This is a genomic window from Paenibacillus cucumis (ex Kampfer et al. 2016) (genome assembly GCF_019748695.1).
Taxonomy (GTDB): Bacteria; Bacillota; Bacilli; order Paenibacillales; family Paenibacillaceae; genus Paenibacillus; species Paenibacillus polysaccharolyticus.
Map to the genome: position 1 here is coordinate 177,653 of NZ_JACLIC010000025.1, position 14,542 is coordinate 192,194.

The following is a 14,542-nucleotide window of genomic DNA, read 5'->3' on the forward strand; positions in this document are numbered from 1 at the left end:
ATATACAAGTTCAGACAGTAATGAACGACAGATGAAGGGAGTCCGCGGTATTGAAATCATGGATTGAAGGAGCAATACAGGGAGAAACGGAAGCTTATGAACAACTGGTGACGCATTTTCGAGGAATGGCACTTGCCGTGGCCTATCAGCAGTTACAGGATGCATATGGCGCGGAGGATGTTGTTCAGGAGGCGTTTACCGAAGCATTTGCCAATCTGTTCAAATTGGAGAAGCCGGAAGCTTTTCCGGGATGGTTCAAAATCATTGTTGAAAGGCAATGTTATCGCTGGCTCAGACGCAAGCGGCATTCGGTGGTTCCTATGCAAGAAGTAGAGACTGTATTCCTTGAAGAAGATCAGACCCGTAATCCAGAAGCTCAAGCGATCCAGAAGGAGTTGCAGGAAACGCTACGTCGTTCAATTGCCCAGTTGCCATCATCGATGCAAGTTGTGGTTGAGCTGTTTTATTTTCAAGGCTACACGCTCAAAGAAATATCGGACTTTCTTGATGTGAATGTATCTGCATTAAAGAAAAGGCTGTTTGATGCCCGAACAAAACTCAAGCGTTCACTGCCTATACGAAATCTGGCATCCGTGTTCAATGAACTTCATGAAGGAGGAAAAGGCATGTTGCATATTATGAATGGTGATCATGCGGCCAATCGCTTACGGGAAAGCGGTATACAAGGAGACATTCTCGTTTGGAGGGAATTGTACACGTATGGTCCTGTAACTACAGCTATGGCGGACAGGAGCGCACGTCAGCATCGTGCTGTTGTGTTGGAAGAGGAACTGGGCATACCGCAGAAGGTGTATTTGCAGATTGAGTCATTAGATGAGAAGCTTCGCTCGTTACAGCAGTATAAAGAGATTGTGTTATGGTTCGAGTATGACCTTTATGATCAAACGATGTTATCCTATTTGCTACATTATTTTAGCGGACAAGATCTACAGAACATACGTCTGAATCTCCTTTGCATCGATTCGTACCCCGAGGTAGAGCATTTCAGAGGACTGGGACAGCTTACTCCCAAGCAGATCGGAAGTTTGTCAGGCAACTGGCATGTCATTGAAAAACAGGAACTTCAGGCTGGAAAACAGTTCTGGGAAGCGTACAGTTCATCTGACAGTTGGTTGCATCAAGAATACTTAAAGTCCGGAATGAATGAACTCCCATTTGCAAAAGCAGCATTCGAGGCGCATCTGTCCAGGTTGCCTTCCGTAACCAATGGCTTGGGTTGTATTGAACAGACCACATTGGAAACCATCAGAGCAGGTATTCATCGTCCGTACGACCTGTTTCGTAAGGTAGGAGATAAGTTGCATGTGCTCGGCATGGGTGATCTGGAATACTGGGCACATCTGAAGCGGATGTCGGAAGGGCCAGCTGCACTTATCCGCATGACAGGAGCGGCAAGTTTTCCGAAGTATAACCAGTATGATCAAGCATTTCGTGATGCTGTATTGTCTCTGACCGAACTCGGGATTCAGGTAATGAATGGTGAAGTCGACTGGACTACCTTCAGAGAGGATGAATATTGGGTGGGCGGATTGCTTATTGGAAAAAATCATCAATCCAGTTGGCGCTGGAATCCGGCTGAAAAGATGCTATGTGAGATTTAAAGGACTTCCTGAATTCATAAAATGTGAATAAAACAGCGAAATCACTACTTTTGTAAACGAATTTTGTCGATTTGGCCTTTTAGGTGTCATAGGACACGGATTGACTGTGTAGTGTAGAATTATATAATAAAAGAAGTATATCCATGTTATTATGGCGCAAACAGCAGGAGGTGGAAGCATTGGGAAGTTGAAATTGCATATGAACGGCAGAATGGCTAATATCCTACATTTTCGAAGGAGGTGGACCTATTTGCCGAACGATAACGGCGAATAGGAAGAACATTTGAGTGACCCCTTACCGAGTATTATGAGCTTGTTTTTAATTGGTTTACTGGTATTAATGAATGGTTTCTTTGTCTCGGCAGAATTTGCAATGGTCAAGGTGCGGAGTAGCCGAATTGAGGCTTTAGTAGAAGCGGGTAATCGAAATGCGAAATATGCGTCAAACATTATTCGTAATATGGACGCGTATTTGTCAGCTTGTCAGCTAGGCATTACGTTAGCTTCACTAGGACTTGGATGGCTGGGAGAGCCCGTCATTGCACGACTGCTGGAGCCTGTATTTACGGCATTTGGACTGGGTCCGGTATATGTGCATGGCATCTCGATTGTCATTGCGTTTGTCATTATTACGATTTTGCATATTGTCCTGGGTGAACTGGCTCCCAAAACGATGGCAATCCGCAAGTCAGAGGCCATTACACTGTGGTCTGCGGCACTGCTGACCTTCTTTTACAAATTGATGTATCCTTTTATCTGGGTGCTGAACGGCATGGCTAATGCCTTGCTCAGATTGTTTCGGATGGCACCTGCTTCAGAACTGGATGAAGCGCATAGTGAAGATGAAATACGTATTCTCATGAAAGAAAGCAATAAGAGCGGTTTAATTGATAACACTGAATTAGCACTTGTTGATAATATATTTGATTTTACGGATACAACCGCCCGTGAAATCATGATTCCGCGGACGGAAATGATCTGTCTCAACGCCAATCAGTCCATGCTGGAAAATATGGAGATTGCGAGCGAAAGCATGCGTACCCGGTATCCGGTATATAACGGAGACAAGGACCATATTATCGGCTTTATTCACATTAAGGATCTGATGCGTTCACAGTTAACAGAAACCATATCCGTGATTCGTCCGATTCTGGCTGTGCCTGATACGACGTTAATTAGTGATCTGCTCAAGCGTATGCAGCGTAGCAAAACACAAATTGCTGTTCTGATCGATGAATACGGGGGAACCTCCGGCATGGTCACGCTTGAAGATATCATGGAAGAGATTGTTGGTGAGATTCAGGATGAATTCGATCAGGAACGTCCGACCATTGAACAAGTGAATGAGATGGAATACTCGATTGACGGATTAATGCTGATTGAAGAAGTTAGTGAACGATTCGGTATCGAGATGGATCGAACGGATTACGATACGATTGGCGGCTGGTTATATTCCAGAGTGGATGCGATTCCTCCTGAAATTGGCCAATCCGTGGAGTATGATGGATATCTGTTTATTATTGAGGAGACGGAACACAAACGAATCTCGCGTGTACATGTGATGAAGCTTGAAATGCTCGTTGAAGATGCAGGGGCATAGCTTCTCAAATGTATTATATTTATCCTTTAAGATACAAAGGTTTCGAAGTCTATAATTTGGGTTCTACACAAGAAGGCCGCTTGTTTAGCGGCTTTTTTGTGTATGGTTTTAGACAGTTGAGTGCGTGTCCTAGAGCCGTAGCCTAGTCAGTTATAACATCTTCTCGTGAGTTAACGCGTACTTTAGAATCGTTTAAGATATCTAAAATTAGGTCTGTCAAAGGGGTGTTATTGACATCCCATGTTCATTATAATATCCTTTACATGCTATAGCATGTATATAGCAAAATTTAACTTCCCTGAGAAATAGTGCTCTCTGGAGAAGAATAGCATCAATTCAAGTTCTCTAACAAGATTATTTTTTAAAATTTTGTGGAATTATATAGAATATCGAATTTATATTCTATATGAATAAACAATAGTGGGCACGATGAATTTTATACGAGGACTGATAAACGTGAGTAATAGGATTGGATGGAACAAAAAGGACTTTATAGGGGTATCTATCATACCTATAGAGATATTACTTGGCACAGTATTAGGACAATTCTCCTTAGAGAAAAATCAACTATTAGGCATAACTCTAAGTTTGGGTATCTTTCTTACAGGCTTTCTAGTTATGATATGGCTGTATAAAGATTTCTTAAGTTCCCAATGGAAACACTACAAACAAAATAAACTATGGATAAAATTGTTTTTCAACGCTTTACTTGTGCTCGGCGCTTTTGGAATTTTAAGTTTAACTCGTTCTCTTATGGATAAACCTTTGTCTGTTAATGATACATATAGTTTATCTAACGCGATGGTTAGTATGATGTTAATTGGTTCAATTCAGCCTTTTATTGCTCCATTCGCTGAGGAGTTGACCTTTCGTTATTTATTATTCGGAAAATTCAATTCAACCCTGTTAAAATTGTTGATGTTTTTTGTGTCTTCGATTTTATTCGGGCTAATTCATATCAATAATTTTAATGGCGACTGGATACAAACGATTCCTTATATGATCATAGGGGCATACTTTGCTGTGATATACCTCGTATATAAAAATATATGGTCAAATATAATCGTACACTGGATTTTTAATTCAATAAACTCTATTGTTCCAGCTATAACTATAGTTGTCATGAAGCTAATAGGAGCCGTTTGAATGTTCCTGCCAAGCAAAGATGACATCGGTACTATTTTTTTCTTAGGGTTCTTTTATTTTCATTGAATGAGGAGATCAAATATGGATTACATTATTCTAGCCGGCATTGTGGTTGCGGCGATTGGCTTGTTATTATTAATCGTAACAACCAAATATACAGGAGGGCCGAATTGGGGGTATCCTTATCGAACTACCAACAAAGCATTATCTGCTTTAGGGTGGTTATTTTTAATTATTGGCTTAGCAATTATCGTTTTTAAAGCAAAACTCAATGGACAATTGGATTAAATGGTCATGTTCAAACCGCAGTTGTGAGAAAAAAACATATTCCATTGAAGTCGCAACAGATTACTGGAACCAAATGCTGCTTCAGGTTGACGCTGTAAGAACCTCATGGTATTATTCAATTCAATAAAAGAAGAGGAGGCTCGTTCCTATGATTCATTCCATACGGCTTCGATAAGCAGGTCAAAAAAAGCGGATTTTACCACAATCGTGGGCTTTTTTGATTTGCTTATTTTACGTATGGAGAGACATAGGTTTCGAATGGGGTAGTTTATTTGTGCTATGCTGATTCGAAGTGTCTTCTATACGTGAGTAATGCAGATTTGAGTCCACAGTGGACTTGGATCTGCATTTTTTATTACATCCAAAATGCTTGACATAGAAAGGAGGGAAGACCTCATGAGATATATGCATTGGTATTTCTTTATATAATCCCCCTTCTTAAATCGCAGGTCATCCTGCGAACGTGAAAACTGCGATTTTTGAAGGAGGAACTCATGATGAGTATATTAATTAAAGCAAAAGAGATTGTTGTGGAATATGCGGGCCGTGAGGTATTCAATATTGAACATTTGGAGCTTTATGAATATGACCGGATCGGCTTGGTTGGCGCCAATGGGGCGGGCAAGAGCACATTGTTAAAAGTGTTACTGGGTGAGATTCCCGAATCTTACGGGAAAGTTGTGAGGAATGGCAGTTTTTCTTATATCCCGCAGATGGAGCAGGGCGGGGCTCAGAGCGATGTGGATTATGCATTAGCGGGTAAGCTTGGAATAGACCGCTTAGATGCTGAGCAGATGAGTGGCGGACAGGAAACAAGGCTGAAAATTGCTCAGGCTTTGTCCAGTTCAGTGCACGGCATTTTTGCAGATGAACCCACGAGCCATCTCGATTCGGAAGGAATCCATTTCTTGATCCATCAGCTCTCTTTTTATACGGGAGCGTTGCTGGTTATCAGTCATGATCGGGAATTTCTTGATCAAGTGGTTGATAAAATTTGGGAACTGAAGGATGGGAAGATTACGGAGTATTGGGGTGGATATTCCGATTATTTGGCTCAGAAGAATGAAAACCAGAAAAAGCAGGAAATCCAGTATCAGCAATATGTGAATGAACGAGAACGACTGGAAAAAGCGATAACTGAAAAAAGGAATCAGGCTCGGAAAGTCGATCAGAAAGAGAAAGGGGCTGCAAGGAAAAACAACTCTGATCAGGGCGGACGGCTTGCTCATCAGAAATCTGTGGGGAGTAAACAGAAGAAACTTCATCAAGCCGCCAAAAATATGGAACAACGGATTGAAGCGTTAGGCGAAGTCCAAGCACCGGAGATGAATCGTACGATTCACTTTCGTCAGAGTCATGCGTTAGAACTTCACAATCCATTTCCGATTATAGGAAATGAGATGAACAAAGCCTTTGGTGATACTGTCATTTTGGAAAACGCATCTTTTCAGTTCCCGCTCGGGGATAAGATCGCGCTGACCGGTGCGAACGGTGCAGGGAAAACAACGTTTCTTAACATGATCTTGAACCGTGAACAGGGCATCATCATATCGCCTAAGGCAGAGATCGGTTATATTGCACAACAAGCATACACACTTGATCACCACCAGGCCGTCATCGAATTCATACAGGAGAACTGTGACTATGAAGTGCCGGAGATTCGAGCTGTATTAGCATCTCTAGGGTTTTCTCCGCATGATGTGCGTAAGCGGTTGGCGGTATTAAGTGGCGGCGAGATGATGAAGTTGCAGCTGGCGAAAATGTTGCTTGGCCGATACAATATTTTGCTTATGGATGAGCCGAATAATTTTCTTGATCTTCCTGCAATGGAAGCGTTGGAGCATTTAATGAAAAGTTATGCAGGCACAATTATTTTCATCTCACATGATGAACGTTTAATCGAGAACGTCGCCGATCAGGTATATGCTATAGAGAATAAACAAATCGTTCGAATCAGGTAATCAGAAGATGATGTTGCTGTTTGTATAAAGTAGATCTAGATTCCGTCCAAATGAAGCCTATTCTTTATCATACGAGATGGATTAATTTAGGTTTCATCGTTTTTGTTAATCCGGAAAATGATGAAAGGACGCTGCCGATTGAACCATCGGGCGTCCTTATTTTTTTGAAACCAGTTATCTATTCCGTCCGTTTAATAGATTACACCAAAAATTAAAACAAGGCTGGGGAGGAATGAAGATGCATAATATCCTAAGACGAGGCAGACAAATATGCCGTACGCCAATCTTGAAAGTAGGTCTGATTCTGGCTTTGACTGCGCCAGTTATTCTTGTTCTGCCTACAGAATCGTCCGCAGTTGCAAGTCCGATCATCAGCGTGTCGTCGGGAGCGCGAACTGCTCCGCCGCCACTCGAACCTCAGGAGTATTTCCTCCAATCAAGGGCTGCCAAACCTGTACATATCTATCAGGCGACTTGTACATTAACACGCGGAGACGGACTTCATGCCATCGTAAAAACAGCGACTAGAACATTTAAAGACATGAAAACCTTGTCTGTGAATTATCGATTGGAGCGCTGGACAGGAACAGCTTGGGTAACGTTCGCAGGCAGCTCCTCAACACAGACCCAAACGAATCTTCTTCGATCCAATTCGGATTGGGAGATCACATCCGGTTATTATTATCGTGTCACTAGTGTTCATACTGCTCATGATGGGATGACATCGGATCAGTCTACACATACATCACCTAGTGTATTGTTTTAATTTATTTTGATTTGGCAGGAGAATTTTGCTCCAGAAAATCGTTGGCGATTGCAATCATCTCCTCTTCAGTCACGGTTCCAAACAGACTCATACTTAGAGAACCTGTCATCCACTGAATAGAATTGAAGGGGGGTCCCACATACATGAGTGCTTCACTATCATCTGCAAGCTTCACAACAGTGCTTTTCTGCAGTGATGTTTTCTCAAGAGACTGCCCTGGCTTAACGTATTCATAATCGAACTGGATAAGCTCGTCTGTATCACTTTTACCCTGAATGGAGTATTTCACCCTCATCATATCGGACTCGTAATAGTTGTCAGGATTGACGGGATTCTCTGTATCCAGTACGAGTTCATATTTTATCTTGTCAAAACGGGCAGGAATGGCTTTGGATATAATAAATTCACCGATAAATCCATCACGAGCGATCTTTTCCGTAACCGCAACGGGGCGGAAAACATGTTTGTTGAGTTCAAAGGCAGGAATGTCTTCCGCTTCATCATGGATAATTGTGCTCGATTCAAGGTCAGGTGGTGGCGGTGTTTTGGCGGTTGAGGGATCGGGACTCAGATTTACAGACTTATCCTCAACCATGATCGATTTCATGCCATTACTCCAATCTTTGATCGATTGAACAATAGGAGATACGGCTTGTGTTCCCGAGGGCAGACTGAAAATAACGGCTCCAATGGTCACAGAAGCTGCCACGATGCCCGATAGCTTGAAGGTGCGTATTTTACGTTTACGTGCGCCAATTCTTTCGATCTCCTTATGTATCTTTTGCCAGGATTGCTGCATGGATTCTGTACGGGAGGCGGAAGGGGTAGAGGCAGCTTGCTGGAAAGCTTCATCAAATGCCTGCTCAAACGCTGCATCAAAGTATTCATTTTCAAGACCTGAATCGAATTGATGTTCAAGCTTATTTAGCTTGCCTTTGCTCAATGCTTCCACCCCATTCCTTATGTAATTTCTTCTTGATACTGCCACGTGCCCGGAATAAACGCTGTTTCACAATGTCTTCTGTGGTGCTTAACAATTCAGCAATTTCCCGATAAGAAAAGCCTTCTTTCCACCGTAACTCAACCAGAACGCGGTATTCCGGCTTCAGCTGAGAAAGGTAACGCTCGATGGATTCTTGCATCATCTGAGTCTCAACTATGTTTTCCACCGAAACAGCGGTTTGATTCATCGTCTCTATATCTATAAAAACACTGTCCGTGTCCAGTTGGTTACGGTTATTTTTATTTTTTCTCAAATAATTTATTGCGGTATTCCGGGTGACTACTTTGAGCCAGGCTTTAAGTTTAACCTCGTCTTCGAAGAGGGGTTTGTTTTTAATGATTTTAATAAATGCTTCCTGAATAATATCTTCTGCCGCTGTACGTTCCTTAATGATATATACGATTAATCCATACACCATATTGTAGTATTCATAATAGACCTCTTCCTGAAGTACAGGTCCTAATTGATGAAAATCGGATGCGAGTAAAAGCTGGAGCCGATTGGCCATGGTGTTCTCCTTTCTGGTCAACAGTCCACAAACATTGGTATCATTACATTTTACAACAGATTATGGAAACGTTACAATGTCCGATAGACCTGTTTACAGTCCTGAAAAGAGGGAGTTCCGACCCTGTTTGATGTTTGCTGAAAAAGAAAAAACAGACGATCTTGCAAACCATGGAATCCATGGCAGCAAAATTGCCTGTTCAATATAAAAGTTTTTTTAAAACGCCCAATTTCCTTTCAGGAAAATCGGTTCACGGTCTCCACTGGCTGTAATGCCATAGATATCTGTCTCAGGAGAACCCATCATGAAATCAACATGAGTGATGCTGGAGTTCATACCGCGTTCCGCAAGCTCTTCGGGAGACATCGTTTTGCCTCCTTCGATATTGGAAGCGTACGAACTGCCAATTGCCAGATGGCAAGATGCGTTCTCATCATACAGCGTTGTATAATACAGAATGCCGCTTTCTGAGATTGGAGAGTGGAAAGGTACAAGCGCAACTTCGCCAAGATAATGAGAACCTTCATCCATGGAGATGAGGCGTTCCAACGTTTCCTGACCTTCCTCTGCATGAAAGTCCACAATCCGCCCCTTCTCAAATGTGAGGGTAAACCGATCGATAATGCTACCGCCGTAACTTAGCGGTTTGGTACTCGCCACTGTGCCGTTCACACCGTATTTCGCTGGAGCGGTGTACACTTCTTCCGTTGGAATATTGGCTACAAAAGGTGTACCTTGTGCGTTTACGCTACCAGCCTGCGCCCAAATATGTCCTTCAGGGAGCTCAATCGTGAGATCTGTGCCTGGGGAGATGTAATGCAGTGCATGGTACTTCTTGTTATTGAGCGCCACGGCTCGTGACTCCAGACGTTCGATATGTTGTTCCCACGCAGCGATTGGATCTTCAACGTCCGCGCGTACAGCGGCAAAGATCGCATCCCAGAGCTGATTCATCTGTTCTGCTTGTGGGAGATCAGGGAACACCTTGGCCGCCCAATCCGGTGAAGGGCAAGCAATGCCCGTCCAGCTCATTTTATCAGCTTGCAGATACTGACGATACTTAGCCATCGCCTGACCAAAGGAGCGCTGGTTCGCCGAGATTCTAGCCGGATCAATGCCTTTCATCAAATCCGGGCTGGAAGATAAAATTGTCAGAAAAACGGCATTATTCTCTGCGAGTTCCTCCATCTCTGCCGCATGCCACTTGGGAAGTTCATCGAAGGACTCCTCAGGAGCCATTTCAAAGCGAAGACGGTTGACCGTTTCATCGGAGTATTTCACGATAACTTGTTTGGCCCCGGCTTCATATCCTTTACGTACCAATAGTTGCACAAGTGGTGCTGCATCAATCATGGCATTGATGACAAAAATCTGCCCCGGTTGCACGTTTGCCCCAACTTTGACAGCGAGTGCAGCGTATCGATCCAGCTTTTGTTCAAAACTCAACATCGAATGTCCCTCCATAATCTTTAAATATGAGTACAATTCAGACACAGGAAAAGAGAGGAGAAATCTCCTCTCTATGCATGGAGCATATTAGAATGCCCAGTTTCCATTCACGAAGATCGGTTCTTCCGCACCTTCCGAAGTGACACCATTGATGTTCATCTCACCGGAACCAATCATGAAATCAACGTGAGTCAGACTGGAGTTCATGCCATGTTCGATCAACTCTTCCTTAGACATCGTCTTGCCGCCTTCCAGACAGAAAGCATACGCATTTCCGATCGCCAAGTGATTGGATGCATTCTCATCAAACAAGGTATTGTAGAACAGAATGTTCGTATCCGAAATTGGAGATTGATGTGGAACAAGGGCAACTTCACCCAGATAATGTGCACCTTCATCCATTTCGACGAGGTTCTTCAGTGCATCAAGCCCTTGCTCAGCAGTGTAATCAACAATGCGTCCATTCTCAAATGTGAGGGAGAAGCCGTCAATCAGATTGCCACCGTAACTAAGCGGTTTTGTGCTGCGAACAGTACCATTCACACCGGTTTTCAGCGGTGCAGTAAATACTTCCTCTGTAGGCATATTGGCAATAAACACATGTCCTTGCTCGTTTACACTGCCTCCGGATACCCAGATGTGACCTTCTGGAAGTTCGATGGTTAAGTCTGTACCTGGCGCGGTATAGTGAAGTTTTTTATATTTTTTGCTGTTCAGCAGATCTGCGCGGGAGTCAAGGTTCTGCAGGTGAGTTTTCCATTCAGCGACAGCATCTTTTTCACCAATCCGTACCGTTTTGAAAATAACATCCCACAGGCGGTCCACTTGCTGTGCTTCAGGCAGATCCGGGAATACTTTAGCAGCCCATTCAGGAGAAGGGACAGCTACGATGGACCAGCTGAATTTATCAGCCATTTGATAGGCACGATATTTCTCCAGCGCTTTGCCGCGCACTTTCTGACTGGTTACGATGCGCTCCTGTGCCACTCCGTTCAGCAGATCCGGATTTTCCGCGATGACATGCAAGATTGCCGCGCCTTCTTCAACAAGCTCTGTCATTTCAGCTGCGAACCATTTTGGTTCGATCGAGAATGCCTCATCCGGCGCCAGATCATAGTGAAGTCGAGTAACCGTTTCGTCACTCCAGTTGACTTTGACCAGTTTTGCACCCGTGTTGTACGCAGCCTTAACGATCAATCGTACAAAATGAGCTGCCGTGATTGGCGCATTTACGACTAACGTTTGTCCAGGGTGGACATTGACACCTACTTTGACAGCCAGTTCAGCATATTGTTGCAGATTTGATTCAAAATTGTTCATGCTATTTTTTCCTCCAATGTGATATGAATATCGTAGCTGGCGGTCTATTATAGTCCTCTTTGAAGTTTATGAGGATTCAGCATAGGGCCTTCATTGAATAATGTATACGTTGCTACGATATATATTGTACAATTAACCAATAATAATTACCAAACAGCTTTGCCAGAAAGTTGGAGAAAAGCACCAAAAGGGAGTTTTTTGGACGCTTGAATCGAAGATTTATTGAAGTGAGGCTTTAAACGAGAGATTAAAGGAGAGTATAAAAGTGAGTATTGAAATTATTCGCGCAGAAATGCGTCGTGAGGATGAAAAAAGTTTCGTAGGTAGCACGGTGTTCAAAACAGATGGTGATAAATCCGTATATGAAATTACGTTTATGAGCAAGAACGGCAAGGACTGGGACTACAGCTTGCACTTCACGGAACAGTCGGGTGATGAGGAAGAGTTGCTGAAAATGGACGAGTTGCTCGAAAATGATGATGATTTGTACAATCAATTGCTGGATGCAGCCTTGGATGCTTACCCGGCTTAATGTAAAGTAAATATTCTTGTTCTATTGTCCGAGTTACCTGACTATACTAGACGGTGTGTGCCCTGGGAAGGGTGTCCGCCGTCTATTTTTATTTCCGAGATTCCGAATAGATATTCCAGAAAAGGGAAGTCTACGAGATGAACTAAACCAGAGAGACAATTCGCCTGATGGGAGGTAACCGTGAATGGCATTTGACAATCTGATTACATCAGGAATGACCAGCGTAGAGGAAGTTGCTCCTGATATTTTGAGCTTGCGTACCCTTTTTGTGAATGTCGTGTTCATTGGAAAACCGGGAAGCAGGAGCTGGGTCCTTGTGGACACAGGAATGTCAAAATTCACGAATCACATTGTTGATGTGGCAACCGAGCGTTTTCAAGGTCCGCCGTCTGCCATTATTTTAACGCATGGTCATTTTGATCATGTGGGAACGGTAATTGAACTGGAGCAATTCTGGGGAGTGCCGGTATACGCGCATCCACTTGAAATACCTTATCTCACAGGTTTGAAAAATTATCCTCCGGCAGACCCTTCTGTGGGTGGAGGCCTCATGGCGCAGTTGTCTTTTACGTATCCGAACGAAGCCATTAATCTGGATGATCGGATATTCAGTCTACCCCAAAATCATACGGTGCCCGGCACAAAGGGGTGGAACTGGATTCATACGCCAGGTCATACACCGGGACATATATCCTTGTTCCGCGAAGCAGATCGATTACTGATTGCGGGTGATGCGATTGTCTCGGTCAAACAGGAGTCGCTCTGGAGTGTTCTGCTTCAGGACAAACAGTTACACGGCCCTCCGGCGTATTTTACAACGGATTGGGAGGAAGCGCATGAATCGGTTCAGCGTATCAGGCAACTGGAGCCGAGAACGGTTGTGACAGGGCATGGACATGTGTTAAGCGGGGAGATGTTACATGAATCACTCCGGCATCTCGACATGCATTTTGAAGAAGATACGGTACCCAAGCAGGGTAAGTATGTAGAATGAGAAAACATAGACCGTTACTCGTGAGTGAGTTGAAGAGCGATGAAGACCAACAAAGAGTGATCAAGGCAGCTGATCGTGCAGCTGTCTTTTTGTTTTGCGCTTGCCTGTTTAATTTGTTCTCGATCTCAGATTGTTCTTTTAGGCGCAATCATGATATAGTCGAGCCGTATAATATAACCTTAGTATGCAGGAGGTACATATAACGATGACACAACAGAATACAGCGTTTGAAGAGCAATTTGGCGGTATTCCCGCGGTATGGCTACGCTTTGGTTCATTTGAAGCGGCGGTGATTCCAAGCGTTGGCGCGAACCTGGTAGCTTTTCGGGATACGGAAAAAGGATACAGCTACCTGCGCGAACCGGATCAGGATCAGATGGATGAATTCATGGCGGCTCCTGCCGTGTACGGTATTCCGATTCTGTCTCCTCCTAATCGATATGAAGACGGTCGTTTCCCTTGGGATGGAAAAGTCTATCAACTACCGATTAATGAACCCGCGACAGGCAACCATTTGCACGGATTTTTGCATGATGTGGCGTGGACAGTTGAGGGATTCGGTTCTAATGATCTGGAGAGTTATGTCACACTCAGCCAAAACATTGGAGAAGGCCATGCTTTTTACAAATATTTGCCGTTCACCTTCAGTGTAACGCTTCGTTACTCTCTGAGCAGTCATGGTCTGCAGCAGCAGTTAATCGTGAACAATACGGGCACAGAATATATGCCGAACTTGTTTGCTTTCCATACAGCGATCAAAGTTCCTTTTGCTCCGGACAGTCAGTCCTCGGATTATACAGCCAAAGTGACGATTGGCCAGCGCCGTGAATTAAGCGAGCGTTCGCTACCGACAGGACAATTTCAACCGCTTACACTGGAGGAAGAACAGCTTAAACAGGGCGGAGTTAGTCCGTTTTTTGCAGCGATGGATAACCACTATACCGCCGAGCCGCAAAATGGCCGCAATTACATGGAACTGACAGATCATCGCACAGGAGACAAACTGGTGTACGATGTAGGCACGTCCTATAAACATTGGATGATCTGGAACAACAATGCCTGCAATGAATTTTTCTGTCCGGAACCACAGATGAATCTGGTTAATGCTCCGAATGTGGAGGGGATTTCCGCAGAAGAGAGTGGTCTCGTTGGATTACAACCAGGTGAACTCTATGAACAAACCAGCCGTTTGTATCCGATTGCTGCTCAAATTGCTGCTCAAAAATAAAACGGGATAGATTGAACTTGCTTCTGACCTATTCGTTTTGCGCTACGCTTACAATTTTGTCGAAAAGGTGAAAACCTGTTCGTAAATCATGTATAATATGACGAGATACACAAGCTTTGTAGAGA

At 43.7% G+C, this 14,542-nt stretch carries 13 protein-coding genes; 9 read left to right on the plus strand and 4 right to left on the minus strand.

The features are described from left to right. Nucleotides 1-50: 50 nt before the first annotated feature. The 6 genes from H7T88_RS17090 (at nt 51) to H7T88_RS17115 (ending at nt 7,383) form a co-directional block, all read left to right on the plus strand. The gene (locus H7T88_RS17090; protein WP_221789450.1) at nt 51-1,622 is read left to right on the plus strand and encodes a sigma-70 family RNA polymerase sigma factor; all 1,572 of its coding nucleotides are present in this window, start codon (nt 51-53) and stop codon (nt 1,620-1,622) included. Nucleotides 1,623-1,929: 307 nt separating this feature from the next. Next, the gene (locus H7T88_RS17095; RefSeq protein ID WP_221789452.1) at nt 1,930-3,222 is read left to right on the plus strand and encodes a hemolysin family protein; all 1,293 of its coding nucleotides are present in this window, start codon (nt 1,930-1,932) and stop codon (nt 3,220-3,222) included. Between the two features lie 456 nt (nt 3,223-3,678). Continuing rightward, nucleotides 3,679-4,368, plus strand: a complete 690-nt coding sequence (locus H7T88_RS29045; RefSeq protein ID WP_221789454.1) for a CPBP family intramembrane glutamic endopeptidase — start codon at nt 3,679-3,681, stop codon at nt 4,366-4,368. An 81-nt stretch (nt 4,369-4,449) separates the two neighbouring features. Further along, nucleotides 4,450-4,656, plus strand: a complete 207-nt coding sequence (locus H7T88_RS17105) for a hypothetical protein (RefSeq protein WP_154957315.1) — start codon at nt 4,450-4,452, stop codon at nt 4,654-4,656. 497 nt (nt 4,657-5,153) lie between these two features. Continuing rightward, nucleotides 5,154-6,617, plus strand: coding sequence for an Msr family ABC-F type ribosomal protection protein (locus tag H7T88_RS17110; protein WP_221789605.1), 1,464 nt, complete (start codon nt 5,154-5,156; stop codon nt 6,615-6,617). 238 nt (nt 6,618-6,855) lie between these two features. Continuing rightward, nucleotides 6,856-7,383 carry a hypothetical protein gene (locus H7T88_RS17115; RefSeq protein WP_221789456.1) on the plus strand — a complete coding sequence of 176 codons (528 nt, stop codon included), beginning with the start codon at nt 6,856-6,858 and terminating at the stop codon, nt 7,381-7,383. A 1-nt stretch (nt 7,384) separates the two neighbouring features. Here the strand turns inward: H7T88_RS17115 and H7T88_RS17120 are convergent, their stop codons facing one another. The 4 genes from H7T88_RS17120 to H7T88_RS17135 form a co-directional block, all read right to left on the minus strand. After that, on the minus strand, nt 7,385-8,326 hold the full coding sequence (locus tag H7T88_RS17120) for a hypothetical protein (RefSeq protein WP_221789457.1): 942 nt from the start codon (nt 8,324-8,326) through the stop codon (nt 7,385-7,387). Then, nucleotides 8,304-8,894, minus strand: a complete 591-nt coding sequence (locus H7T88_RS17125) for an RNA polymerase sigma factor (protein WP_221789459.1) — start codon at nt 8,892-8,894, stop codon at nt 8,304-8,306. Before H7T88_RS17125 ends, H7T88_RS17120 begins: the two co-directional genes overlap by 23 nt. A gap of 216 nt (nt 8,895-9,110) precedes the next feature. Continuing rightward, complete coding sequence (locus H7T88_RS17130; RefSeq protein ID WP_221789462.1) at nt 9,111-10,343, minus strand: aminopeptidase; 1,233 nt, start codon at nt 10,341-10,343, stop codon at nt 9,111-9,113. A gap of 87 nt (nt 10,344-10,430) precedes the next feature. After that, entirely contained in the window at nt 10,431-11,663 is a 1,233-nt protein-coding gene (locus H7T88_RS17135; protein ID WP_221789463.1) for an aminopeptidase, read from the minus strand. A gap of 265 nt (nt 11,664-11,928) precedes the next feature. Here H7T88_RS17135 and H7T88_RS17140 point away from each other — a divergent pair, with 265 nt between their 5' ends. From H7T88_RS17140 to H7T88_RS17150, 3 genes are all read left to right on the plus strand, one after another. Then, on the plus strand, nt 11,929-12,195 hold the full coding sequence (locus H7T88_RS17140; protein WP_253494269.1) for a hypothetical protein: 267 nt from the start codon (nt 11,929-11,931) through the stop codon (nt 12,193-12,195). A gap of 184 nt (nt 12,196-12,379) precedes the next feature. Then, nucleotides 12,380-13,189, plus strand: a complete 810-nt coding sequence (locus tag H7T88_RS17145; RefSeq protein WP_154983466.1) for an MBL fold metallo-hydrolase — start codon at nt 12,380-12,382, stop codon at nt 13,187-13,189. 205 nt (nt 13,190-13,394) lie between these two features. Beyond that, on the plus strand, nt 13,395-14,417 hold the full coding sequence (locus H7T88_RS17150; protein ID WP_221789464.1) for an aldose 1-epimerase: 1,023 nt from the start codon (nt 13,395-13,397) through the stop codon (nt 14,415-14,417). Nucleotides 14,418-14,542 lie beyond the last annotated feature (125 nt).